This is a genomic window from Wolbachia endosymbiont (group A) of Oxytorus armatus, from assembly GCF_964027005.1.
Lineage (GTDB): Bacteria > Pseudomonadota > Alphaproteobacteria > Rickettsiales > Anaplasmataceae > Wolbachia > Wolbachia pipientis.
On record NZ_OZ034719.1, the window covers coordinates 716123 to 741557 of the forward strand.

Genomic DNA, 25435 nt, shown 5'->3' on the forward strand with positions numbered 1-25435 from the left:
ATTGCCTATACTTCAAGCTGATAATGTAGAAAAAATTAAGTTTGATTCTAGTTTGTGCAAAGAGCCAGAGAAACTTTTTTACTATAAATTTAATATAATTCCTTGGCAAAAATTAAATAATACTACTTTTTTTATGGTTGAAGACACAAGCCGAGATATCAACCGTTGGGTCGAAGCTCATTACGGTATTGACTATGTATTAATAAAAGTGGATAGCGAACAGATTTTAAATCTTCTTAACTCGCACTTTGGTATTTCAGAATTTGCAAGCAACTACTTATATTACAAGAATCCTAATTTTTCAGCCAAAAGCATTAAACTAAGCTCAATATTTTTTGCTTCTTTCTTTATTGTAACTTCAATTTTAACACTAACAGAGAAATATACATATTTTGCTTTGATGTTGATATTTATAATCGGATGTTCTAGCTATTTATTCAAGTTTATAGCTACAATTTTTAACTTATGTGAAACCTCCAACCAAAAAGTGGATTATAGTAAGCTGAGTGAAGAAGATTTTCCTATATATACTATTTTATTGCCTGCTTTTAAAGAAAGTGCAGTGATAGAGCAATTGGTTGAAAGCATTGAAAGTTTGGATTATCCAAAATCAAAATTAGATGTGAAGCTTCAGGTAGAAAGTGATGACCAAGAAACGCTAGCAGCTATAGAAAAGTACACTTTACCGCAGTATTTTGAAGTAATAAAAGTGCCTTATTCTTTGCCTAGAACAAAAGCCAAGTCATGCAATTATGCTATGAGCTTTGCTAGAGGAAAGTATGCAGTAATATATGATGCGGACGATAAACCAGACCCATTGCAGTTAAAAAAAGCACTGATTGAATTTAATAAGGGCGACGATAAGTTAGCCTGTACACAGGCGAAATTAAATTACTATAATTGTGATTGTAATTTTCTCACAAAATCCTTTTCTCTGGAGTATATGAACTGGTTTCAATACTTATTGCCTGGATTCCAAAAAATGAACATGCCAATGCCTTTGGGTGGTAGCAGTAATCATTTTTCAGTAAAAATTCTAAGAAAAATGTTTTTCTGGGATGCTTATAGTGTTACCGAAGATGCTGACCTCGGTTTGAGACTTGCGCAAATGGGATATAAAACCAGGATGATTGACTCAGAAACATTGGAAGAGTCACCAATTGCTGTATTTGCTTGGATTAAGCAAAGAGCGCGCTGGATCAAAGGCTATATGCAAACTTATATTGTTCATTTAAAAAATATAAAGTCTCTTTATAAACACACTGGATTTAAGGGAATTTTGCTATTGAATCTTTTTGTTGGCTCTGCAGCTTTTATATTTTTTACTACTCCATTTTTACTGCTTTCATTGATATTAACTAAAGTTTTAAATGGATTATTTTTGTACTACTTTGTAGTGGTATACGTTACTAACCTGATTCTTTTGGTAATAGCTGTCAAACAGCAAAAGATGCCTTTTTATTTTTATATAGTATCGATATTTTTTCCGGTCTATAGTCTGCTACATAGTGTTGCAGCTTTTCTTGCCTTATGGGAATTTATTCTTTACCCTGAGCGATGGAACAAAACTCAGCATGGTTTATGGAAGCAAAACCTGTAGCTATTTGGCTTTTTCTCTGCTCGGTCATGGTAATTCTCATGGTAGGGATTGGTGGATTTACCAGACTTTCAAAAGCAGGATTGTCAATCACGGAGTGGAAACCAATTACTGGAACATTACCACCACTGAGTGAACAAGACTGGCTACAAGAAAAATTAAAATACGAAGCTACACCTGAATATAAAGCACTTAACTATGGTATTAGTATGGAGGAGTTTCGCGCTATATACTTAATAGAATATGTACACAGATTGGTTGCAAGACTAACAGGTTTAGTTTTTGTCCTGCCATTTATATATTTCATATTAAGAAGAAAAATATCTAAAAAGGTAGTAATAAAGCTATGTGTGGCATTATTATTTGGAGCTTTACAAGCTTTTGCTGGTTGGTATATGGTTAAAAGTGGTTTAGTAACTGAACCTCATGTTAGCCACTATAGGCTTGCACTTCACTTATTATTAGCATTAATTATCTTTGCATTATTGTCATATCAATTTTTTGATTACCAAATATGGATCCCAGTGTTACGTACACAACTATACGAACATTGCAGTATAAGAGTAATTTTCACCAAGAAAGATGTCATCCCAGTGCCCAGACACTGGGATCCAGAAAACTTAACTTTAAATAAGTGGCTGCATAGTAAAAGCTGGATTCCAGTGTCAGCTACTTTCATGACACCATTTGCTGTGCAATTTATTTTCAAAAGTAAGCGTTCGTACAGTTGTGTGTCAGCTACTCGGATGACAGGATTTCAATCTACTAACAGTAGTATATATTACACAATACTTATTCTGATTCTAATTGTAATACAAATAATTTTCGGCGCATTTGTTGCGGGATTAAATGCTGGTTTGATTTACAATACCTTTCCACTAATGGACGGACAAATCGTTCCAGAAGATTTATTTTTCTTACAGCCTATATGGCTGAATATCTTTGAGAACAGAGCGACAGTGCAATTTATACATCGAGCACTGGCATTGCTAATACTAACTTTGGTAGTAATACTCACAGTAAAAAATGCTAGCGTAAAACCGGTATATATTATGCTGCTCTCCATCATCATTCAGATAATTTTAGGAGTGGTTACTCTTTTGTTACACATACCAATAGCCATTGCCATAGCTCATCAAGTGTTTTCATTTATCTTGTTTGGGTCAAGTTTGTACTTCTTGTGTTATTTAAGAAAGCAGACTACATCACCGATCTGCACATTTTTTCCTTCTTGAACGGGAATATTTTTTATCACCATTGCTACTTCAGCACATATGATATTTTCCATTTTCATTGCCTCCACCACAAATAAAGGTTGTCCTATTTCCACCTGATCTCCTACATTTACGTGTAATTTAACTAATAAACCAGATATTGGGGATTTTACAGCATCTGCTGAAATCCCTTCTGTTTCATTATTTAGCATTAACTTACTTAATTCAGCTACATGAGGTTTTAATATACAACACTCAGCTTTCATACCTGCATGTCTTATGAAGTACTTGCTGCCTTGTCTTTCTATTTTAAGTGCTATATTGGTATCGTCATTAATTGTGATATATAGCAATCTATAACTTGATTTCCACTTGCCTATAACGGAGTATTTATTGTGATTATATACCGTTATTAATATATTATCTTGGTATTTTGCATTTACGGAGTACTCATTGTCATTTATATTCACTATGAATAAACCTCTTGCATAACCACCTGTAATCTCAGCGCTATGAGATATTGCCCCAATATCATGAGGTGTTATCCCAATACTACAAGATGTCATTCCAGTGCGTGACACTGGGATCCACTCTTTTTCTTTTCTGGATTCCAGTGTCACGCACTGGAATGACACCGGAGAGTGAGTAGCTGATACTGGTGCCCCTTCTTTTTTACTAGATTCCAGTGTCACGCACTGGAATGACACCTGAGATGTTTCATTCACTGCTTTATGATGGTACCTTTCTTCATTTTCCAAATGAACATATAACGCAGTGAAAATAAATATTTTAATATACTCCTCTGCAACAAAATCGCCGTGAAACCCACTAGGGTAATGATCTGGAATGAATCTCGTATGGAGCTTTGCTGCGATAAAATTTGGGTGATGGAAGATGGATTCTAGAAATTCTATATTATTTGTTACTCCTTCTATATAGCATTCAGACAATGCTTTTTGCATTCTGCTGATCGCTTCTACTCTATCTTTTCCATATGTTATCACTTTGGCAATCATCGAATCATAGAACATGCTAATTTCTGAACCTGCAGCAACTCCATCATCTATTCTTACATAATCATTTTCACCCGGTTTATCGTAATATTTCATTCTTCCGCTGGAAGGGAAAAATTTCTTCGATGGGTCTTCAGCGCAAATTCTACTTTCTATTGCAGAACCAGTAAGTTTAATACCATTCTGACTAAACCTTAATTTCTCTCCACAGGAAGTTCTAATCATTTCTTCTACTATGTCTATTCCAGTTATAAATTCTGTTACTGGATGCTCAACTTGCAATCTCGTATTTACCTCAAGAAAATAGAAGTTTTGGTCTTTATCTACAACAAACTCAACAGTGCCTGCTGAAAAGTAACCAACCTGCTTTGCTAGAGAAACACATTGGACATACATTTTTTGTCTTACTTCTTCACTAATGAATGGACTTGGCGTTTCTTCTATTATTTTCTGGTTATTCCTTTGTATCGAGCATTCTCTTTCTCCAAGACACACTATATTGCCATATTTATCTGCTATGATTTGTATTTCAATATGTCTTGGTAGTTCTATATATTTCTCTATAAAGATACTGCCATCCTTAAAACTTTTCTCTGCTTCATTTGTTGCTGATGTGAACGCTAGTTCAATTTCTTTTTTGGAATTTACAATTCGCATTCCTTTGCCACCACCGCCTGATGCAGCTTTAAGCATAACGGGAAAACCGATCTCTTCAGCAACTTGAGCTGCATGGGCAGCATCGCTGATCTTACCCATATATCCTGGCACTACATTCACTCCAGCTTTTTTTGCCGCTTCTTTTGCTGTTATTTTGTTGGCTGTAACTTCTATTGTTTCTGCACTGGGACCGATGAAGTCTATATTATGCTTCTGCAAAGCACGTGGAAAATCTGGATTTTCTGCTAAAAAACCATAGCCAGGATGAACCGCCTCAGCACCTGTTTCAACTGCTACTTCACATATTTTTTCAATGTTTAAATAACTGAGGCAAGAAGGCGAAGGGCCGATATATCTTAACTCATCTGCTTGCCTTACATGCACAGAATTTATATCCGCATCCGAATATACGCATACACAAGATATACCCATCCTACGAGCAGTCCTGATAATCCTGCAGGCAATTTCTCCTCTGTTTGCTATTAAAATCTTACTGTACTTCTTTTCCGTCATCGTATGAGTATACTTTCTTAAGTTAAGAAAGTAAATTTCTATATCATTGCCTGCAAGTAATTTCTAGCTTCGTTAAACAGGAACCTCTATTTCCTTGTTGCTGAAGAGGCTATCAGTACTAACAACCTCCATTGGAGTGCTTACGTCATGTAAATCGTGTATCTCACTAAATGCTTTAACTGACAGATATGTGACTCCGCCAGAAGCTATTGCAACCATCGAGCTTAGTGCAAGAGATTGAGAAACTAAAAATAAAAAGTATAAAGACAAACATAAAGCAGCGATACATGCTATCGCTCCTATTATATATAAGCACAGGTGAAACTTCTGGTTACATATAAAGCTGTCTTTTATGCCTGCGATTTGCTTAATTTCTTTCTGTTGTGCAGCATTTAAGTAATAAAGAGGAGTTTCCCTCTTCTTATTAAAAGCATAGCCTTTACTGCAGAGCGCATCTTTAATATATTTTTTATTACATTTGAGTTCCTCTTTCAATCTGCTTACTTCTTTCCGATCTCCAGCTTCTTCTGCTTTCGTAATTTTGTTATCAGCTTCCGTCTCTAAGTCATTCACAATCTCTTGTACTGCAGGCAGCAAAATTCCACTTCTTGCTGCTTCATGAAATGGATTATCTCCATATTCATTATGCGCAGTTACAGAAGCAATGTTCTTCTTACAAATGTCTACAAATTTACCTTTGTTTTGTATTCTTGCAGCTAAATGCAGGAGATTATCTGCCTGTACTCTTTGTTTTGTTTTATCAAAAGGGCCGGTGTAACGCCAATTGATATTAGCTTCATTATCTGAAAGCAATTTTGCTATATCTACAAGTCCATCCATAACTCACCTCGCTATATTCAACCAATACTAAATTATACAACACAATTTATGAAAAATAAATAAAATTTTATCTCTCAGAACAAATAAATTCTAAATTGTTACAAACATAAATTTTAGCTATCATCATTTACATTACTGTAACAGACAAATATGCCAGGTATAGTCACGAGATTTGCTCCATCACCAACAGGATTTTTGCACATTGGAGGAGCTCGTACTGCTTTATTCAATTGGCTCTATGCAAAGCATCATGGTGGCAGGTTTTTGCTAAGAATTGAGGACACCGACAGAAAACGTTCAACGAAAGAAGCAATTGATGCAATTATAGAAGGGCTAAGATGGCTCGGTATGAGCTATGATGGGGAAATAGTATATCAGTCAAAAAGAATAGAGCGGCATAAAGAAGTAGCAAACCTTTTAGTTGAGAAGGGTAGGGCGTATCACTGTTATTGCCCTGAGGATGAAGTTGCAGAAAAGAAAATAAAAGCAAGAGAAGAGGGCAAGATATACAAGCATAAATGTACTACAAAACCTCCTTCTTGTCATCCAAGTAGCCGACACTGGAAAAATATGTGGTCACGCGCTGGAATGACATCGGGTGTGAGGTCAGTTGTCCGCTTTAAAGTGCCAGATTCGCAAGAGATCGTTATTGATGATAAAATATACGGCCAAATCAAAGTAAATAGCAACCAGCTTGATGATATAGTGATCTTACGCTCTGACAACACTCCAACATATATTTTTGCTGTCGTAATTGACGATCATGATGCTGGAATAACTGATATAATACGCGGTTCTGACCATCTCACTAATACCTTTAAACATCTGCTAATATACCAGGCTCTTGATTTTGACATTCCACGCTTTGCACATGTGCCGCTTATCCATGGGGAAGATGGGAATAAGCTATCCAAAAGGCATGGTGCCACAAGCGTTTGCGATTATGAAAAGATGGGAATATTGCCAAAAGCGATGCGTAATTACTTGCTGAGACTTGGCTGGAGTCACGGCAACGATGAGATTATTAGCGATGAGCAAGCAATAGAGTGGTTTAATTTAGAAAGTATTGGTCGTTCACCTGCACGGCTCGATTTCAAAAAACTGGAGCATTTGAATAACCACTATATTAGTAATATGAGCAATGAAGATATTCTGACTCTAATGCTTAGAGAAAATACTCTAACTGACAAAAAAAAGGGCTATTTACTGCAGGGACTGACAGAGCTAAAAAAAAGAGCAAACTACCTGACCGAATTATTGGATTTAGCAAAATTTTATATTCAAGATCCGCCACTTGATTTAAGTGAAGAAGCTTGTCAAATTGTCAAATCTAACCTCAATATAATTAAGTTACTCGCATCATTTCTGTCAAAGATCGGTGATGAAAATTGGAATAAGGGTTTTTTATCTTCTCAGATCAAGGAATGTGCAAAATTGCACGATATGAAAATAAGCGATGTATACCACTCATTACGCGCCCCTATAACTGGAGTAATGGATGCACCTGGAATCATTGATATCATGGTGATTCTTGGTAAAGATGAGTGTATAAGAAGGTTACAAGCAATTTAAATGAAATAAGAAAATTTCTTGACAAGCTTTGCCAGCCCCTTTATCATGACAGTGAAGCTATTGTATTTGCTTTCGCCAATCTGCAGATTAAAAGGTAAGGATTACTTAATGTATCGGCGTCTTATGTTTAATTTTTTGCAGTATATAGATACTGTATGTCTTTACAAAACTTCATCTACATCTAGATTTTTATCTAAATAAGCTGAACGCGCTTATAAAGCGTTACAAGACATCAAAAAATGCCAATACTTGACAGAGATAGTAAAAGACTAGCTAACTCGGGGATTCTTTGTCTTTTTTTCTGCTTGGTAAATTTCTTAAACATTTGCAGCGTAGGTTAGTTGCAATTAAAAGCGGCTGAATCTCGCTTGTCAAGCGTTTAAAACATAAAAAACGCCAATATTTTAAAGCAGATAATAACCCCAGGGCTTCTTTTGCCTTTTTTTTCATTTGGTAAATTTCTTAATGTTTATAGCTAAAAGAGCCCAAGAGAGGTGTCATTCCAGTGCTTGACACTGGAATCCAGTTTTCCATATAATCTCATCGAAAACGTCGTATTTTAACATAAAACAGCTACTTTTATACTCACCAACTTAATAAAATTCCTGGATGCCAGTGTCAAGCACTGGCATGACACCCTACTAGTAGCACAATGTTCGTACAGCTGTACGTGTGACCAGAAAAAACATAGACCCCAAGTGTCAGCTACTTTCATGACACCCCGACAACCGTCATCCCGCTACTTGTTAGCGCCGCGGCGGCATGACGTCTTAACTATAGAAAACTTGTATAGATTTTTTCTACTTCTGTGATATCATAAGCCTGTAATGATAAAATAAGTAAATATGGATAAGTCAGCGTATGAGATCATAGAACATGAGTATGACGTGGTAGTAGTAGGTGCAGGTGGAGCAGGGCTCAGAGCAACGCTTGGGATGGCTGCAACTAATTTTTCAGTTGCCTGCATTTCTAAAATTTTCCCTACACGAAGTCATACAGTTGCAGCACAAGGCGGAATTAGTGCAGCTTTAGGTAATATCGGTGAAGACGATTGGCGCTGGCATGCATATGACACAATAAAAGGTTCAGACTGGCTTGGTGATCAAGATGCAATAGAATATATGTGTAAAAACGCTGCTAAAGCTGTTATTGAACTTGAAAATTTTGGCGTACCTTTTTCTCGTACAGAAGATGGCAAAATATACCAGCGTTCCTTTGGTGGAATGACAACTCACTTTGGTAAAGGAAAATCAGCGCAGCGCACTTGTGCGGCAGCAGATAAGACTGGGCACGCAATCCTTCACACTCTATATCAGCAGTGTCTTAAATTCAACGCTGAATTTTTTGTTGAATACTTTGTGATTGATTTAATTATGGATAGCGAAACATGCTGCGGAGTTCTTGCTTGGTCGCTATGCGACGGCACATTACATAGATTTCGTGCGCATAGAGTGGTGTTAGCAACAGGTGGATATGGACGTGTTTATTTCTCTGCAACAAGTGCGCATACCTGCACAGGTGATGGTAATGGCATGGTAGTAAGGGCTGGATTACCACTTGAAGATATGGAATTTGTACAATTTCATCCAACAGGAATATATGGCTCAGGGTGCCTGATGACAGAAGGATGCCGTGGTGAAGGGGGGTACCTCGTTAATTCTCAGGGCGAGAAGTTTATGGAACGTTACGCACCAAAAGCAAAAGATTTAGCTTCCCGTGATGTGGTAAGTCGCGCAATAACAATTGAAATTAGAGAGGGAAGGGGAGTTGGACCGAAAAAAGATTACATGTATTTAACTATAGCGCATCTTGATCCGGAAGTAATAAAACTCAGATTGCCGGGCATTAGCGAAACCGCAAGAACTTTTGCTGGAGTTGATGTCACTAAAGATCCAATACCGGTCATTCCGACTGTTCACTATAACATGGGTGGCATTCCAACCAATTATTATGGAGAAGTGATCACGCTGAAGCAAGGTAAGGAAGAGGTGGTAGATGGACTATTTGCAATTGGAGAAGCTGCGTGTGTCTCTGTGCACGGTGCAAATCGACTTGGCTCTAACTCGCTTCTTGATCTTGTGGTTTTTGGTAGAGCTGCAGCGCTCAGAGCAAAAGAGAAGCTAAAGTCCGGTACACCACATAAAAAATTGCATTCAGACTGCACAGACTGGATAGTAGATAGATTTAATAAAATGCGATTTGCCTCCGGTGGGCTAAAAGTAGCAAAAATACGCAGCGAAATGCAGAACACTATGCAAAAGTACGCATCAGTGTTCCGTGTTGCTGAAGTTTTAGAAGAAGGCAAAAAAGCTATAAAAAAGGTAGCAAAAATGATGCCTGATATTTCACTTGAGGATCGCAGTATGATGTGGAATAGTGATTTAGTTGAAGCACTGGAGCTTGCTAACATGATCCCACAAGCGGTTATTACCATGGAATGCGCAGCTAATCGCGAGGAAAGCAGAGGTGCCCATGCTCGTGAAGACTTTCCTGAACGTGATGACAAAAACTGGATGAAGCACACTATAGCGTGGCTTGAAGAAAAGAAAGGGCAAATTAACGTAAAAATTGATTATAAAAAAGTGGCTGAAAAAACTCTGAGCGGTGAGATTGATTTCATAGCGCCAGAGAAGAGGGTTTACTAGTTACACTATCCCTACACAATTTTTCAACGAGTTCATTATTGATATGGCACTCATTTTAGTGTCTGGATGACTCTCAGTATGCTCTGATTGATTTGGTGACTCTTGTACTGCTTGAGTTTTAGTCTCATTCCTTAAATTCTGTTGATCATTATTAACAAGGTTCTTCGAAGCTTGATTCTGCTCTGTTGTTGAATTAGAGCGGTTTTTGTCGTTAAATGTGTTCTGTGCTTTGTTGGTTGATTTTTCAAAAAGTTTCTTAATACCACTAAATCCTAAAGTTAAAGTAAGGCATATAACTCCAGCAGTAGCTATGATAGGAATGGCTGCTCCAATTGCCATTTGACCCTGAAAGAAAGCAAATGTTACCATTGCAATAACAGTAATCGTTATCGTGATTGCTAACAGTTCGCGGGTCCTTTTTGCTGGATCTATGAATCCTGCTACAGCAGATACTCCTTTTTTTATACCAGAACCTGCTTCTTTAATGCCAGACTTGCATTTTTTTGAAGCAGTTTTACAGTGGTATTTTTCTTCAAGCTTCTCTTTTAGTTCTTTAGCTTTCTCCTGTGCTTTCTGTGGAGTCCCTGAATAATCTTTTAGATCTCGTAAAGTTAAATAGTACTTTTTAGTATGGAATTTTGGATCTTTCAGCTCCAGAGAACAGGGATCAGCGCCTATTTCTAGCAGCATTGTACAAAATTTTGTTGTATTGTCATAAGCAGTTGCTGTATCAAAAATTGTTCCTTGCAATAGGTGTTCGATACTTCCTTTTTTTGCTTTTTTCTTTAATGCCAATTCTAGGGGTGTGCTCCCTTCTCCATTCTTAGCATTTATAGCTTTACCTAATTTATCTTTAGATATTGTTCCATTTTTTACTAAACCTAAAATCAATTCCAAACATGCAACTTTTTGTTCTCCTTTGAATGAAGCAATATAGTGCAGAGCATTTTTTTCATCTTTATCTTGCACAGTAATATCTGCACCGTTTTTTAGCAATAGTTCTAGGGTTTCATACCTTTTAGTTTTTTCAAATTTCTTAAGTGATCGGTTCTCACTCTTCTCTTGTATGCGCTGGAGTATCTGATGGAGCGGTGTTTGCCCTTCTTTTTTATCATTTACAGCTTTTATAAATTGTTCTTTTTGGCCTGTTTCTAGCAATATATTGAGAAGTTTAAGTTTTTGTTTTGTTTCAGGTTTAACAATCAAGTGTAAAGCATTGTTACCATCTGTGTCTTTAAGGCTAATATCCGCACCTTTTTCCAATAGTTCTTTAAAAAGTTTTTTATCACTATTTTTAATTACTGGATGTAATAGATAATTATCATTACTATCTGGAGTATTTATGGTATGTGGTATAATTTCTTTAATTTTTGCTTCTGTATTGATTCTTATTTCTGGCTTTAATTTAGATTTCTTTCCTTGCTCTGCTAATTTTTCTAAGAAATTACGGTAGTATGTCTTTTGCTCCTCTTTTAAGTTTTGTAATTCTTCTGTAGATAATTCTAAATTATCAGAGCTGGCTCCATGCTCTAACAATTTTGTAAGAAACTTAAGTGTGTTATCGTTACTTCGAATTGTATTAGACTCATGTTTTTCTTTTGTTACCTTGTTAATTAGTGCTACCTGAAAAGGGGTCTGATTTTCACTATTAATGAGTTGTGCTAGATCTTCCTTGGTGACCGTTTTTATTAGGGTACCCAGAAACTTGCATTTCTGTTTCTTTTCCAACGACGCAATGAGGTGTAAAATATTTTTCCCTTCTTCAGCTTTTATGCTGCTAATATCCGTACAATCTTTTAGATATTTTCTAAATTTCCTGTTATTTCCATTTTTGATCGCTTTTAGTAGTAGAGCATTGTTATTTGTTATTTCGTTGCTTATTTCTACTTCATGATCATCTTCAACATCACTGCCGTAGCCACTCTCTGTTTCGCTGTCCCTACGGTTGTGGGTAAAACAATATCTGCTATTATAAGTAATTTCTGAAATTGCTTGCTTTACTCGCTCTTTTGTTTCATTTGATATTTTTTTCGATCGTTCTATTGCTTTATCTAGCACTGGAAGGAAGCATTGGACATAATACCTATAATATTTTTCTTGTTCTCTAAGTGATTCTTCTAATTTAGTTAATACTTCAGGACTAGCATCTTTCTCAAATAACCTTTTACACTTCTTGAGGGTTCCATCTTGACCTCTTGGTTTTTCACGCTTGTGTTCTTCTTTTTTTACCTTTCTCTCTATAATGCCATACAATTGCTCGTCTTTTCTATCCTGCTCTTGCTTTTTATTTTTATCTATGCATTCACCTAATTTATCTGCATTAGTAGTTAGTGCAGTTATATCTATACCCATACTAAAACCTCAATATTAAAAGCTATTTAAGTTGTCAGCACTAAACTAACAACCAAGAAGTTTGACTTTTAAATTGAGCTAAACGTTGTATATGTATAGGTGGAAAGGCAGAAAACTAGTTTCTATTAGAAAATCTGTTATCATAGTCAAATCCTCACTTGAACAGTTGCTACTATTTTAACCATTTAATCTTAAAAAATAATAAATATAGCTAAACTGTGAAATGTGCTATTGGCTAAAATAGGATAAGAAACTATAGCTGCAAATATCCAAATTGATTTTTTATAAATCTTCCAGACTTGGTTTTTCTTTTAGTTTTTTAAGTCTTTCTTTATTTAGTATGGAGCTTATCTCTTCTACACTTTTATCAATATCATCATTGATTATTACATAATCATATTTATCACGTTTGCTTATCTCTTTTTGAGCTTCGGCTAATCTGCGCTCTATTTCGCTTGCATCATCACTATTACGCTTTTGCAAACGCAACCTAAGCTCTTCCATTGAAGGGGGAAGTATAAAAACACTTACAACTTTTTTTCTCATGAGCTTGAATAAGTGAAATGCTCCTTGCCAGTCTATGCTGAGTAAAATGCTTATTCCATTGCTTAAGTTTTGCTCTATAAAATTTCTTGGTATACCATAAAAATTCTCAAAAACTTTGGCGTATTCAAGCATTTGGCCAGCTTTGCATAACTCGTGAAATTTTTCTTCGGTAACGAAAAAATAGTCTTTTCCATTTATTTCGCCGGGGCGAGGCTTGCGCGTAGTCATAGAAACAGACCTAACTAAATTAGTTGATCGCTCAAGTAATTTTGCTGATATAGTAGTTTTTCCAGCTCCAGAAGGGGAGGATAGAACCAATAATACGCCCTCACTTTTTACGGTCATTTTTCTTTGCATTTTTTAACATGGTGCTTTTTGGATCAGAGTTTAAAAAGCTAGAACCTTCTAAATTAGAATTTGATAAGTTGGTGCCAATGAGAGAAGAGTTATCAAAGACAGTATAGCGCAAATCGGTCTTTTCAAAATTTGCCTTATTCAAATTAACGTTTACAAACTTTGCTCTACTCAATGTTGAATTAGAAAAATCGGCATTTTCTAAATTCATATTCTTAAATTCAAAGTAAGAATAATTTACATTAAATTTTTCACCCTGTGATATTTTCTCTTGCAAATCTTTAATCGAAGTTATAGCATTTTCTGAACCTGCAAGTTTTTTCTGTCCTTTATTGTCAATCAAAATTGAATTATCAAATTTGCAACCTGTTAAGTGAGCATCAACAACTGAACTTTTATATATGCTTGAAGAGAGAAAAGACATATCACTAATTGTTGAATTACTCAAATTGCTAAGAAAAAAGCTAGTTTTCCTAAAGGCATTAGCGTGAAGCAAAGAAGATCTGAAATCGCTTTCAATAAAATTTGAATTAGTTACTTTTAAATTGGACCAGCTCGAATTATCAGCTAATAAATTAAAGAATGTTGAATTTTCTATTTCACTGGAATCAATATTATGGCGAGAAAGTGTACTGTTATAAACTTGAGAGTCTTGGATTTTTATCTTATACATTGAAGTTGTAGAAAGGTCTGAATCTTCTATCTTCGCAGAGGTGAATAGTGAATGGTCAAAAAATGAGCCATTCATGTTAGAATTTGCAACTTTAGTATTATGAAACTTTCCGTGACGAATGTCAGCATTAGAGACATTAACTTGATGCAGTTCACTAAAACTAAAATCAATATTGGATAAATCAGCATCATGAAGATTTGCTTCAGAAACATATGCATGTTTTATCTTGGAACCATTTAGTATAGATTGAACAAAACTTGAATTATCGTCATTCACATAGGAAATTTGTGTGTTGCTTAAATCAGTTTCGTCGAAGTTACTGTTAATTATGATAGAAGAATTAAGGCAAGCATCGGAAAGATTGCTACCTGTAAAGTCTGATTCTTTTAACTCTGCACCATATATGTTAGCATTTTTTAATGAAGAAAATTGTATCTTTAATTTATATGCATCCACTCCAAAGAAACTTGCATTATCAAGGTTGTTTTTCTGCATAACAGTATCGTTTATTTCACTATCACTAAAATTTACGTGGCTAACATTCGAGTTTGATAAGTTGGAGAAATTCATTTTCACATTCGAGAAATTAGTATGCAAACCAATTACGTTGTGCATACTTACTTTTTTGAGATCGGAACTGATAAAATCAGCATAACTAACATTAGACTGATCAAATACGATATCTGTTAAGTTTGCAGAAACAAATTTTGTAAAACTCAAATTTGTACCTTTTATTTTAATGCCATGTAAATTAGCATTGGAAAAATTAGCACCACGTAAATCAACATCAATGAAAGACACATCGGATAAATCGGTGTTAGAAAAATCGGCACCAATCAGACTTACTCCATCAAAAACAGATTTACTTAGGTACAGTTGGTTAAAATTAGCTCCATTTAAGTTAGAACCAAAACCTTTCTTAAAATCTTCTGGCACGCCCTCTTTGTGGCACTGCACCAAAAATTCAGCAAAGTCTTTTTTACTGTAAGATACGTATTTTGCATCACGCAAAGCGTTTAAAAAATCACTAATCTGATTTTTTTCATCATTTGTTTCGTTTCCATAACATAAATGACCAACTAAAATTAATATCAAAAATCTAATCATCTTGCTTATCGCACTGTATTTCTTTCGTTTTCACAGCCCAATCGTACATTGCTGAGCTTTCTTTATTGTCTATTTTTCTATCCTCCAAAAGATGTGGCATCATTTCGGCAATCGCATTTATTATATTGATCTGCTTTTTTTCGATTGCTATATCAATTGGGGATTGAAAATTATTGTTAACTACTCTAAGATCAGCACCTTGTAATAAGAGAAAGCGCACTATGTCTACCTCACCTTGTTTAACTGAATAAATGAGAGGAGTATCACCCAATTTATTTCTAAACCTTAGTATCTCTTGAATTGTTAATCCAATTTTTTCTAGCTTACTTATTACTCCTCTTAAGCAAGTTAAGTTGTTCTTCTTAATGCAGTAAAAAAATTGCTTACTGTAATCATCAATAAACACAGTTGTAGGAAGATGCTCATTAAGGCTATCATATTGTCGTTTATATATTGACTTGCTTTGTATGTCTTTATGACCCCATTCTTTTATTGGTTCTCTGTTTAGCTTTGTCCATTTTTGTAAACTTTTCTTTTCACTTTGCTCTTCTTCATCTTTTTTAGTTATAGGTTTTACTCTATTGCGGTCCTTGGAATTACTGTTTGTTTCTTTCACTTTTTTTTCTTCAGACTGATTCTCTACTTTTTCTTTTTTTCCCTCTAATAATTGACTCGCATCACTTTTTGAAAGTTCATTATCTTTTATATCAATCTTCTGATCAGCTTGTAGATTTTTTTGCGGGTTAGCTGTATTCTCATTTAAATCAGCACTTAAAGGCAAAGGCTCTGGTTTCAAATCTTTATTCACTTCTTTATTGGCCACATTTGGTAAATTTTGAGCAAATTTGTCTGTGCTTCCTTCTAGCTGGTCATTTGGCAAATCTTTATCAATCCTTTCACCTTCACTTATAGTTTTTTCAACCACGAAAGCTTTGTTCTCGTTGTGTTGCAGTTTCTCTTTATCGGTAGTGCCGTCTAATCTTTTGCTCTCAGCCTCTTGTGTTTGTTTAGCATCGACGTTGCTTTTCAACTCATCTTTTTGATTTGTGCTATCTTGCTTCCTTACACCTACATTTTCGTTTTTATGAACTGATTCAATTTTCTTTTCTTCAAGCTGCTCTACGGCAAACAGGATGGGTGATCCGAATACGACAGCTAATAATATAAAATATAAAATATTCTTCATAAATATCCCAAGCATAAGCTTAATTAAAATGATACTATAATCAAATGATTAATCTACAGTAAAAAATGCCTTAGATAAAAAACCAATAGAAAGGATAAATTACTACACATTAAACCTAAAGTGCATTATATCACCATCTTGCACGATGTAATCTCTGCCTTCAAAGCGAATTTTTCCTGCGTCTTTACAAGCCGGTTCACTTCCATACTTTATGTAGTCTGCAAAGCTTATTGTCTCTGCTTTTATAAAGCCTTTCTCAAAATCAGTGTGGATTACACCTGCTGCTTTATCGGCTGTTGACCCTATTTTTACTGGCCATGCCCGTGCTTCTTTGGGGCCCACAGTAAAGAAAGTTATCATACTCAGCACTTCATACATAATACGCGCTACTCCATCAAGGCCTGATTCTTGTAAGCCAAATTCTGATAAAAAACTCTGTTTTTCCTCTTCACTATCAAGATTTGCAATATCTGCTTCGAGTTTTGCTGAAATGCAATAAAATTTGCTTTTATTTTCCTCTGCCATTCTCTCTACCTTTTTAGATAATTCATTGCCAGTTATAACATTTGTATCTTCAACATTGCAAACGTACATAACGGGCTTTGTTGTCAGCAATTGAAGCAACTTCATCTCATCTCCATCGATATTCTCCAAACTTCTTGCAGGTCTACCTGATTTTAAAGTAGCCAGTACCTCTTGCATTAATTCAAGTTGTCTCTTTAGCTCTTTATCACCTTGCTTTGCTTTCTTTTCCAATTGAGGAAGCCTTTTTTCTATGCTATCAATATCAGCTAGGATTAATTCCATTTCTACCACTTCAGCATCTGATATTGGATCTATTTTACTGTGTACATGGCTGATATCGTCATCCGTAAAGCACCTGAGCAGATGAACGATGGCATCAACTTCTCTGATATGGCTTAAAAATTTATTGCCGAGCCCTTCACCTTTACTCGCACCCTTTACCAGACCTGCAATATCTACAACTTCTAATTGGTTGTAGATTACCTTCTCTGAGCCTGCAATTGCTGCGATTTGTTTCAAACGTTGATCTTTTATCGAAATCTTGCCTATATTTGGCTCGATTGTGCAAAAAGGATAATTTGCAGCTTCGGCTGCACTTGACTCTGTAAGCGCATTAAATAAGGTTGATTTTCCTATGTTTGGTAACCCAACTATACCGCAGTTAAAACTCATATTTGCTATGTAAAATTATAACTATTGCATAATTTAAAAATTTCTGCTATACTTAATTAGTCGCTTATTGACAATTTTGTTGGTATAGTAATATATAGCTTAAATTAAGGTAAAACTATGACTACAGCTAAGAAACGGAAACTACCAAGTGACTTTCATGATGTTGAGGTTGGAATAAAAAGGCCCAAGATCTCAGGGCAAGAAATAACTCTTTTAAATAGTAACCCTTACCCTGACAATTTCTATGTAGGACAAGCAATTGGTAATGGAAGCTGTTTTTTTGACTCGTTCAGGCAAAGTCTAGAACAACAGACAGGAGAGCAAGTTACTGCCGAAAAATTAAGAAATGATTGTAGGGAATTTGCGCAAAAGAATCCACCAAAGTGGTTTACAAATGCAATTGTCAATAGTCATGATAACAATGGCCAGCACCGTAGTGAAACTGTAGATGATTATACAGCAGACATTATGCGTAACAGTAGGTGGGGTGATCCTGACGTTGAAGGCAGAATACTTTGTGAAAAGTATAAGGTAAAGCTACATGTTATAGAGAACCAGAATGTTGATAACCAAGATCTGTCTTTGCATGAATTAATAGACAATTCAGGTTCAAAAAGTGCAGGTGAATACAATAAAGTTGATTATGATGATAGTAGTATTGTGCATATAATAAACAAAGGCGGATTGCATTTCGAACCATTGCTTGATAGAAATAAAAGTTTAGCAAAACAACTGCAAGAGGAAACCAAGCTTAAACAAGAGCAAGAACAAGAAGATTTCCTATTAGCAAAAAAACTGCAGCTAGACGAGATCTTAGAATATTGTAACCTTTCAAAGGATATCTCTGAGAGAGCAGAGGTTGAAAAGGGATTTGATAAGTTATTGGCAGAAAATGCTGATGGAAAAATTGGTGATGTTGTAGGGCAGTGCGTTAGTGATATAAAGCAGCGCATAGAGCAGCAAAACCCTTCAAGTTTACTAAGATGTGGTACGGAATCGATGGCAGAACCATTTCATCAACAACGAGCACCACAACTTGTAAAATCTTAATAGCCCTGTATATTTTTATATAGGGCTTTTGCAAGCATTTCATATAATATGAACTTGCAGTACGTACTAACCTAAATGCAAGTTGACCATGAGACTAGTTTAATTATTGATGCCATAGAGGAATTTGGTGGTGAGGCTAGGCTTGTCGGCGGGTGTGTGAGAGACTCAATTTTGCAGCGTGATGTCCACGACATCGATTTAGCTACTAATTTGCTTCCCAATCAAACGATTAAAGCGCTAAAACTCCGTAATATTAAAACTATTCCAACTGGCTTAAAACATGGAACTATCACTGCGGTTCTAAATCAAAGATCTTTTGAGATCACAACACTAAGGCATGATGTGAAATGTGATGGTAGGCATGCAAAAGTAGAATTTACCAATAATTGGCAAGCGGATGCTTCAAGGCGCGACTTTACATTTAATGCTCTGTATGCAGATAAGCATGGCCATATATATGACTACTTTGGTGGTATAGAGGACTTAAAAGCGCGAAGGTTAAACTTTATAGGCAACGCTGAAGATAGAATTAAAGAAGACTATCTACGTATTTTAAGAGCATTTCGTTTTCATGCAAAAATATGTGTCGGAGATTTGAGTGATGAAATACTAAACGTATGCAAAAAGCATTCGCATATGATTCAAAACCTCTCTGGAGAGAGAATAAGAGATGAAATACTTAAATTGCTGGAGTGCAATGATCCTTTTCCAACACTTAAGAGCATGCAAGAATCTGATGTTTTGCAAAAGATTATCCCAAAAAAAGTAAAATGCGAAATTCTGTCTTCGTCACTTCTTTTCGGCACTGATGCACTAGTAAAATTAGCGTTACTCCTTAGGACCACCAAAAATGACAGGCTAAGTCTTGGAGAATATGTAAGTAAGTTTCTACGTCTTTCAAACAAGCAAAAGAAAAAGCTGTTATTTTTATTATCCAACGATATCAAAACAGAACTCTCAGAAAAAGAGCAAAAAAAATACATATCTTTATTTGGTAGAGAATTATATTGTGATTTAGTGAAAATTTGTGGTGTTGAGTCTGGAGAAAATGTTGATGAATACATTTCATTTGCTAACACATTCAATATTCCAAAATTTCCTTTATCTGGCGATGATTTAATAAGTATAGGTCACCAGCCAGGAAAAAGTTTAGGTAGAAACTTGGAATTGCTAAAACAACATTGGGAAGATAGCTCCTACACTTTAACAAAAGAGGAGCTGGTGCTTTATGCTAAGAGCCTATTCTAACTGCTTTCTGACTGTTCAATGAATGTATGCTTGCAATATTAGGGGAACTCATAGAGGAATTAGGTATATGTTCTTTTTTAGCTTTTTCTGTTAATTGATATTCGTTTACTCCTCCTTGAGTTTGATTACACATTCCCTGATCTGGAGATAAAAATTTATCTCTTATGCTTAATGCCAGTTGTATAGCTCTTTTTACAATAATCCGAACAGACCGTAATATGCTACTGGCCTGCTATAGCCATAAACACATATCTTATCGCATTCGGACTATTATAAGAAAGGCTATAACTCTTGAATCTTATTTGAAAAACATTTCATTTTAGCCTCTGTTAATTTTCCTGTAACAATTTCTTTAAGCAATTCTCCTGAGTCGTTATTATTATTCTTCTTGCTATTAAAGCTGTGCAAGATAGAGTCTACAATCTTATTTACCCCTTCTTGTTTGTTAAATTCTAATTTTTTTACGCATTTTCTAACAGAAGGTGACAACTTGGCTTTTAACGTGTCATCTCGTAGTTCTTTACCCATATTTTTTCCAATGTTACAATGTTCGTTGACAACTTCTTTAACCTTAGCTTCTATGATCTCCCTTGCGGATTGTTTCAAATTACTTTCTAATAATTCAAGCAGCTTACTGCTTTCAAATTTGCCATCATCTTGATTTGATAGAGACTTTATAGTTTCATTAAGCACGTTATGGCAAAAGTGTTTCTCTTTAAATTCAGGAAAACCTTTTTTTAACTCCTCGTTTTTCCCAGATAAAAAGTTATTGAGACCCTTATCCCTAGAAAGCTTATTGGGCAAGTTTCGTAATTTTGAAAGAGTTGATTTTGCAGTAGATACTGTACTCACTGCACCTGCCTTTTTAGCCAATTGACCTTCTTTTGCTTCCTGTAGTTTCTTAGTGTCAGCTTTCAATTGACCTTCTAAATCAATCTCCAATTGTTGTTTAGATTCTTGAACACTTTGTAATTGCTTCCCCAAGTTCTCCATTTCACCCAATTGAGCAGTCAATGTATTTACACTTAATCGTAGAGCTTTGTTTTCATGACCTAAGTCACTGACTTTATTTTCTAATTCAGTATTTTTGTCTTTAGCCTGACACAATTTATCAGTCTGTGATTTAAGTAAAGCCACTAATTTGCTAGCTTGCCATTGTTGATTCAATTCAATTAATTTATCCTCCTTGTCCTTTAACCTACTCTTAAGTTCTATTATTTGTGCTTGCAGACTTTCATTATCTTTCCTAGTAGCTTCAATTTCTTCTCCTTGCTCTCTTATTATCATGTATTGATCAAATATAGTTTTCTGTTGTTCATCAACTTTATCCTGCATTGCTTTTTTATCTTGTTTGTATTTGGTTAGTTCCTCTTCTCGTTCGCCTGCATCTTCTGTAAGTCCCTTATAACTCTTTTCAAGTCCTTCAATTGCAGATCGTAATTCTCTATTTTCTTCTTTTAAGGAAGCATTTTGTAAACGTTCAAGTTCTAATTCCTGATTTATGCCCTCCAGCTGTTCTTCTAATGCTTCATCATCTTCCTCTGTTATCAATGCTACTCCATCAGTCTGAACCCCTCCATCTTTGTTTATCACTACACTTTGGCTCTCTTTCTCTACAACTTCAGGTTTTAAGTCAACTTGAACACTTCCATCTATTGTCTTAAAAGCATCAGTTTGAACTTCATTGTTTGCAGTAGTTTTATCGTAGTACAAAATATTTTCTGCCCATCTATTCCATCTCTTGGGCAATATTCGTCCAATCGTTTTTAGATATAACCAAGCAAATACAGTAGACCAGCTGTATTTTTTTTCCTTTCGCTTAATATTAATTTCATAATTAACCTTATTATTAATATTTAGCATAAAATTACCTTATTTTTTAACTTTAATTTACAGAAAATTTTAATAGTAATAAAGTTATATATATTAGTATAAATGTTAAACAAATACTAACACAGGTGTCAAATTATGGTAAAGTCTTTGCCCGCCTAATACACTTTAAGCAGAAATGTACATGTCTGCAAGTACAGCATTTGCTTTTTCTATCGCTCTTGCTAACACTTCCTGTTCATTGTTCTGATTTTTCACATTGATTACCTGAGCAGCCAAGTTTGCAGGAAAAGTGACCAAACTGACTTCCCATAATTCCACTTGTTTTAACACTCTAGCTCCACTTTTATGATCAACATCATACTCTATAGGTATATAGCCGATGGAAAGTCCGTTAATTGCCCCAGTTTTGAGCATCAAATACACTTCTTCTGCTTTCTGAATACCCAAAAGTAAATGTGCAATTATATATAGACCAACATCATTTTCGTAAATATCTATGATACTACCTATAGGTTCGTCAGGATTATGCTGCCAAAGGAGTTTTATTTTATTTCTGTTTAAATTTTCCTTAAATGCTCCAGGCAATATCAGATCATTTTGTTTATCAACTATATTAAAAACGCTAGCATAACCAGAAAATACACCGTTTTCTCCTATGCTTTTTATTGACAATGGTGAATAGAGAAATTTCTTATTCATAAAGCCTCCTGTAGTATTGGGAATTTTGTTTCGCAATGCACTGCGATATAATTCTATTATATGCAGTGCTCTAAAAGGGGGAAGCACTTTTCTTAGTTACTAAAAACGCTAAATTGTAATATGGTACAATGTTACAACGATGTCATGAAAGTAGCTGAAACTGGTTCCTTTATGACGGCAGTACCTTCTCCTGTCATCCGAGTAGCCTCCTTTTTTTGTCATCCCAGTGCTTGACACTGGGATGGCTTTGTTGCATCGCTAGCTATGATGGATTAAAGATAAAAAAGATAGGGAATATCAGTAGCTTATTATTCTGGTATTTATAACAAGAACGGTCAATGAATACCTAAATTTGAGTAAAAGAAATTTCACTACCATTTACCAATCCGGCTAAAATTCAAGAATTTCAATGCTTTAGCTATTTTCAATAGAATTAAATTTATTAATATAAATAACAAATTACTATTCTTAAATTTGATCAGATTGATTGCAAAAAAACAAGATTTTCAATAGGTTGCTTATAATCCTAACTATAGTTAGCCTTTCATAAGTAGCGATGCAACAAAGCCCACTGGGATCCAGAAGACTTAATTTCAACCAAGTGGCTGCATAATAAAGGCTGGATTCCAGTGTCAAGCACTGGAATGACATCACAGGGGCATTGACCTCTCTTGGGCTCTTTTAGCTATAAACATTAAGAAATTTACCAAATAAAAAAAAGGCAAAAGAAGCCCTGGGGTTATTATCTGCTTTAAAATATTGGCGTTTTTTATGTTTTAAACGCTTGACAAGCGAGATTCAGCCGCTTTTAATTGCAACTAACCTACGCTGCAAATGTTTAAGAAATTTACCAAGCAGAAAAAAAGACAAAGAATCCCCGAGTTAGCTAGTCTTTTACTATCTCTGTCAAGTATTGGCATTTTTTGATGTCTTGTAACGCTTTATAAGCGCGTTCAGCTTATTTAGATAAAAATCTAGATGTAGATGAAGTTTTGTAAAGACATACAGTATCTATATACTGCAAAAAATTAAACATAAGACGCCGATACATTAAGTAATCCTTACCTTTTAATCTGCAGATTGGCGAAAGCAAATACAATAGCTTCAGTTTCATGATAAGGGGGCTGGCGGAGTTTGTCAAGCAAGTTTTTAGCCCTGTCTCCTTGCTATAATGTTCATATCGATAGAAAAGCAAAAGAATAGAATGAAATATCAAGTGATATCCTCTATAATTAAATTTTTTGAATGAAGAGATGACGGTTCGCGTAGGAATTAATGGTCTGGGTAGAATAGGCAGAAGTGTATTGCGTGCTATTTATGAAATAGAAAAGTATAGTGAGCAAATAGAAGTTGTAGCTATCAATGGATCGCTCGGTGCTGAGCAGCATGCACATTTGATTAAATATGATTCTGTTCATGGCAAATTCAGTGGTGATATTGATTTTAATGAGTCTCAAAATTGGATTTCTATAAATGGCAAAAAGTTTTCTTTGTATAGAGAACGGAGCCCTGAAAATATTCCTTGGAATGTTGATGTAATACTTGAATGTACTGGTGCATTCAATAAACGTGAAGAAGCAATAAGGCACAATGCAGAGAAAGTAATTGTCTCTGCTCCAGTTCCGTATGCTGATGTCACTATAGTTTATGGTGTGAATAACGATATGCTCGAAAAAGAGCATAAAGTGATATCAGCAGGTTCTTGCACTACAAATTGCCTTGCTCCGATTGTGAAAGTCCTACATTCTAGTTTAGGCATAAAAAGCGGTTTTATGACTACTATACATGCCTACACGAATGATCAAAATGTTCTTGATGGTAATCATAAAGATTTGCGTAGAGCAAGGGCTTGCGGATTATCTATGGTGCCAACTACAACCGGGGCAGCAAAAACAATCGGTTCTGTAATTCCTGAATTAAAGGGAAAGCTAGATGGCACTGCCGTCAGAGTTCCGGTTAGCAATGTTTCTATGGTTGATTTTACATTTACGACTGATAAGAAAGCGACCGTTAAAGAAATCAATGAAATGTTTAAGGATGCAGCTCTCTCCTCTACGTCATTCCAGCGCGTGACGCTGGAATCTAATTTCTGGATCCCAGTGTCAGCTACTCGGATGACATCAGAGGGTACTAGGATGACAGAGGGTTATCCAATGTCAAATGTACTTTCTATATGCGAGGAACCTTTAGTCTCAATAGATTTTGTGCATAACCCTTATAGTGCAATTGTGGATTTAACTGGTACATATGTTACAGGTGATATATGCAGGGTTGCAGCGTGGTATGACAATGAGTGGGCTTTTTCGCTGAGAATGTTAGACATAGCATTATTGAGCTATAGTAAAGTATGAACTGGAACTCAAGCAAATACGCCTCATTTTATGAGCACTTTGCGGAACTCAGAAAAAGAGTTATCTTTTGCTTTTTATTTTTTTGCGTTGCTTTTGGTTTTTGTTATTACTTTAAGGAAAATATATACCGTTTTTTACTCGCACCTTTAATAGAAGCAACAAAAGGTAGCAAAGGTTTTTCTTTAATTTACACAGACTTAACAGAGGCATTTTTTGTGTATCTCCAAGTTGCAATAATGAGCGCACTTTTGTTTTCTTTTCCTGTGTTTGCATGGCAATTTTATATGTTCTTAGCACCTGGGTTATATAAAAGTGAAAGGGCAGTGTTGTTGCCATACTTGATTGCAACACCGGTTTTATTTGTAACGGGAGCTACTGTAGTCTATTACTATATATTTCCTTTAGCCTGGAAGTTTTTCATCACTTTTGAACATAGTGGGAAATCTTTCGGTATACCAATAGAGTTTATGCCATCAGTTAGCGAATATTTAGACCTCGTTCTCCAATTTATGTTTGCTTTTGGCACTGCATTTCAAATTCCAGTAATACTCACATTAATGGTGAGAGTAGGGTTACTCACTACACAAAGTTTGTCAAATAAACGCAGAATCGCGATAGTGGTAATTTTTATTATCGCTGCAATCTTAACTCCACCTGATGTATTAAGCCAAGTAGGGCTTGCAATACCTATGCTGATTCTATATGAATTGTCCATTCTGATATGTAGGTATATTGAAAAAAAGAAGACAAAGATTTAAACAAAGAAATCCCTCTTATCTCCTTTATAT

At 35.3% G+C, this 25435-nt stretch carries 17 protein-coding genes; 8 read left to right on the forward strand and 9 right to left on the reverse strand.

Going from position 1 to position 25435, the window contains the following annotated elements; genetic code table 11:
• The first annotated feature begins 1 nt into the window (after position 1).
• Positions 2-1600, forward strand: coding sequence for a glycosyltransferase family 2 protein (locus AAGD79_RS03570; protein ID WP_341811638.1), 1599 nt, complete (start codon positions 2-4; stop codon positions 1598-1600).
• Positions 1558-2832 (forward strand): COX15/CtaA family protein, encoded by a 1275-nt coding sequence (locus AAGD79_RS03575; RefSeq protein ID WP_265042791.1) that lies wholly within the window; start codon positions 1558-1560, stop codon positions 2830-2832. The genes AAGD79_RS03570 and AAGD79_RS03575 overlap by 43 nt, the downstream gene beginning before the upstream one ends.
• Here AAGD79_RS03575 and AAGD79_RS03580 read toward each other — a convergent pair.
• Complete coding sequence (locus tag AAGD79_RS03580) at positions 2781-4994, reverse strand: acetyl-CoA carboxylase biotin carboxylase subunit (protein WP_341811111.1); 2214 nt, start codon at positions 4992-4994, stop codon at positions 2781-2783. The two genes, AAGD79_RS03575 and AAGD79_RS03580, sit on opposite strands and share 52 nt — an antisense overlap.
• A 72-nt stretch (positions 4995-5066) precedes the next feature.
• Positions 5067-5834, reverse strand: coding sequence for an ankyrin repeat domain-containing protein (locus tag AAGD79_RS03585; RefSeq protein WP_341811112.1), 768 nt, complete (start codon positions 5832-5834; stop codon positions 5067-5069).
• 150 nt (positions 5835-5984) lie between these two features.
• Here AAGD79_RS03585 and gltX point away from each other — a divergent pair, with 150 nt between their 5' ends.
• Both gltX and sdhA read left to right on the forward strand, forming a co-directional pair.
• On the forward strand, positions 5985-7406 hold the full coding sequence (gene gltX, locus AAGD79_RS03590; RefSeq protein ID WP_341811113.1) for a glutamate--tRNA ligase: 1422 nt from the start codon (positions 5985-5987) through the stop codon (positions 7404-7406).
• An 845-nt stretch (positions 7407-8251) separates the two neighbouring features.
• Positions 8252-10051: a succinate dehydrogenase flavoprotein subunit gene (sdhA, locus tag AAGD79_RS03595; RefSeq protein WP_044471210.1), complete on the forward strand. Its 1800-nt coding sequence runs from the start codon at positions 8252-8254 to the stop codon at positions 10049-10051.
• Here sdhA and AAGD79_RS03600 read toward each other — a convergent pair whose 3' ends face one another.
• The 5 genes from AAGD79_RS03600 to ychF all read right to left on the reverse strand — a co-directional run bounded on the left by AAGD79_RS03600 (position 10052) and on the right by ychF (position 17466).
• Positions 10052-12403 carry an ankyrin repeat domain-containing protein gene (locus AAGD79_RS03600; RefSeq protein ID WP_341811114.1) on the reverse strand — a complete coding sequence of 784 codons (2352 nt, stop codon included), beginning with the start codon at positions 12401-12403 and terminating at the stop codon, positions 10052-10054.
• A gap of 282 nt (positions 12404-12685) precedes the next feature.
• Positions 12686-13294: a guanylate kinase gene (gmk, locus tag AAGD79_RS03605; protein WP_341811115.1), complete on the reverse strand. Its 609-nt coding sequence runs from the start codon at positions 13292-13294 to the stop codon at positions 12686-12688.
• Positions 13278-15083, reverse strand: a complete 1806-nt coding sequence (locus AAGD79_RS03610) for a pentapeptide repeat-containing protein (protein WP_341811117.1) — start codon at positions 15081-15083, stop codon at positions 13278-13280. The genes gmk and AAGD79_RS03610 overlap by 17 nt, the downstream gene beginning before the upstream one ends.
• A complete protein-coding gene (locus AAGD79_RS03615) occupies positions 15076-16269 on the reverse strand; it encodes an ankyrin repeat domain-containing protein (RefSeq protein ID WP_070356816.1) in 1194 nt (397 codons plus the stop codon). Before AAGD79_RS03615 ends, AAGD79_RS03610 begins: the two co-directional genes overlap by 8 nt.
• 102 nt (positions 16270-16371) lie before the next feature.
• Positions 16372-17466 carry a redox-regulated ATPase YchF gene (ychF, locus tag AAGD79_RS03620; protein ID WP_341811118.1) on the reverse strand — a complete coding sequence of 365 codons (1095 nt, stop codon included), beginning with the start codon at positions 17464-17466 and terminating at the stop codon, positions 16372-16374.
• 117 nt (positions 17467-17583) lie between these two features.
• Between ychF and AAGD79_RS03625 the strand changes: the two genes are divergently transcribed.
• Both AAGD79_RS03625 and AAGD79_RS03630 read left to right on the forward strand, forming a co-directional pair.
• Complete coding sequence (locus AAGD79_RS03625) at positions 17584-18516, forward strand: hypothetical protein (protein ID WP_341811119.1); 933 nt, start codon at positions 17584-17586, stop codon at positions 18514-18516.
• Positions 18517-18591: 75 nt separating this feature from the next.
• The gene (locus AAGD79_RS03630) at positions 18592-19764 is read left to right on the forward strand and encodes a CCA tRNA nucleotidyltransferase (RefSeq protein ID WP_341811120.1); all 1173 of its coding nucleotides are present in this window, start codon (positions 18592-18594) and stop codon (positions 19762-19764) included.
• 282 nt (positions 19765-20046) lie between these two features.
• On the opposite strand, the gene AAGD79_RS03635 is transcribed toward AAGD79_RS03630, so the two are convergent.
• Both AAGD79_RS03635 and AAGD79_RS03640 read right to left on the reverse strand, forming a co-directional pair.
• The gene (locus tag AAGD79_RS03635; RefSeq protein ID WP_341811121.1) at positions 20047-21627 is read right to left on the reverse strand and encodes a hypothetical protein; all 1581 of its coding nucleotides are present in this window, start codon (positions 21625-21627) and stop codon (positions 20047-20049) included.
• A 135-nt stretch (positions 21628-21762) separates the two neighbouring features.
• Positions 21763-22296: an HK97 family phage prohead protease gene (locus tag AAGD79_RS03640; protein WP_174515881.1), complete on the reverse strand. Its 534-nt coding sequence runs from the start codon at positions 22294-22296 to the stop codon at positions 21763-21765.
• Between the two features lie 1253 nt (positions 22297-23549).
• On the opposite strand from AAGD79_RS03640, the gene AAGD79_RS03650 reads away from it, so the two are divergent.
• Together AAGD79_RS03650 and tatC are read left to right on the forward strand one after the other, a co-directional pair.
• The gene (locus AAGD79_RS03650) at positions 23550-24647 is read left to right on the forward strand and encodes a type I glyceraldehyde-3-phosphate dehydrogenase (protein ID WP_341811122.1); all 1098 of its coding nucleotides are present in this window, start codon (positions 23550-23552) and stop codon (positions 24645-24647) included.
• On the forward strand, positions 24644-25405 hold the full coding sequence (gene tatC / locus AAGD79_RS03655; protein ID WP_341811123.1) for a twin-arginine translocase subunit TatC: 762 nt from the start codon (positions 24644-24646) through the stop codon (positions 25403-25405). The genes AAGD79_RS03650 and tatC overlap by 4 nt, the downstream gene beginning before the upstream one ends.
• Positions 25406-25435 lie beyond the last annotated feature (30 nt).